The organism is Mycobacterium sp. 1165196.3 (genome assembly GCF_001673415.1).
Classification (GTDB): Bacteria; Actinomycetota; Actinomycetes; order Mycobacteriales; family Mycobacteriaceae; genus Mycobacterium; species Mycobacterium europaeum_A.
In genome coordinates, this window is record NZ_LZLU01000039.1 from 1 (window position 1) to 1,358 (window position 1,358).

The 1,358-nt window shown below is 62.0% G+C and carries 2 protein-coding genes; both read right to left on the bottom strand.

Annotated elements, in window-relative coordinates; genetic code table 11:
• Positions 1-417: 417 nt before the first annotated feature.
• Complete coding sequence (locus A5659_RS04020) at positions 418-1,152, bottom strand: PaaX family transcriptional regulator C-terminal domain-containing protein (RefSeq protein ID WP_067019509.1); 735 nt, start codon at positions 1,150-1,152, stop codon at positions 418-420.
• A 104-nt stretch (positions 1,153-1,256) separates the two neighbouring features.
• The coding region (locus tag A5659_RS28395; RefSeq protein WP_231997727.1) for a hypothetical protein at positions 1,257-1,358 on the bottom strand (102 nt) is incomplete at its 5' end.

Sequence of the window (1,358 nt, forward strand, 5' to 3'; positions counted from 1 at the left end):
ACCCGATTTCACGCCGGTCATGTCCACCGATGCAGCCCCGGCCCGCAGCTGGATCAGCATGGTGGTGCTGTTCAAAGAGCAGTTGTTCCTGCCAGGCACCGTGTTGAGCCACCCGCTGGGTTAGCGAAAAGTCGTCGGGATCACTCAGCAGATCTAGGTGGGGCTCCCCACAACACACCAGAGCGAAGTCGTCGAACCGCTTCGTCGGCTTCCATAGGAACGTATTGGCAGCGGCCGCAGTCGGCGCTCCCGTCATTCGGTCGCCTTCGCTCACCGTTCGCAGATCCCTTCTCCACACCTGCCCAGGCGACGCTAGTGCCAACGCATTTGCTCCGCTAGGCCGCGACAGCCGCTCTGCGCGCTTCGTCCACGGCACTGCGCTTATCGGCCATCAGGGACCCACGAGCAATTGGCTCGTTATGTCGCCACAGCGTCGGATTGGTAGCGGCGGTCGTTGACTTCGGCGGCGAATTCGGCATATGCCGTGCGTAGCTCGTCGCCGGGCCAGCGGGCAGGCAGTAGGTTCTCAGGCAGCACCGGATCTGTCATCAGGTGGCGCATGATTGCTGCGGCAGCAACGAATTGTTCAAGCGCCTGCGAAGCGTTGGCCATACCATCGAGCAGTTCCCGTCCGGTCCTGGCCCAACCGGGAAGATCCCACAACATGCCGGCGAGCTGCGCGGGCGCATTGTCGTATGAGTACAGGATCCTTGCGCGCTCTTCTAAGTCGATGGGCAGTTCCAGCTTGAGATTGTCAGGTCTTATCCACACGCCCTCGCGCAATTCAGCTAATCGGTTGTCACACAGCAACCTTCGCGTGTCAGCCCGTGTTCGAGGTTCGATTCCGATGCTGGTGATCACCACCGTTATCCAGGCTCCGCGCCACACACGAGTCGGCGGCCGCAGGGCATCGTCCTGTTGGCGCCGCCGAGCCAGCAGCCGATCCGACAGACCATAGCCGTCAGGCGATCGGACCAAATCTCCGCTGGCCACCATCCGTGTGAGTGCCACACGCACCGCCGCCTCGCTTATCTCATACTCTGAGGTAAGGCGTATCAATTCCGCCGAAGTCGCGGATGCTGGGTGGAGTCCCAAGAGAAGGCTCAGGATGACAGAGCGAGCTGTGAGGCGGTCGACAGAATCCAGGGTCATGTATACCTCTCAACACACGTGGGGAGTCGCTGCGAGCCCCGCTATGCCGCAGCGTGTCGCAACCACAGCGTCGTCAAAGTGGTTCGCGATAAGCACCCTTCGCCTCATCCCTTGACTAGAGCCCGCTCTAGGATCGGTGCGAGGTCGAGCCCGTCGGGCATGGTGCCGAACGCGCCACCCCACTGTCGGTCGAGCCGGGTCGTCAG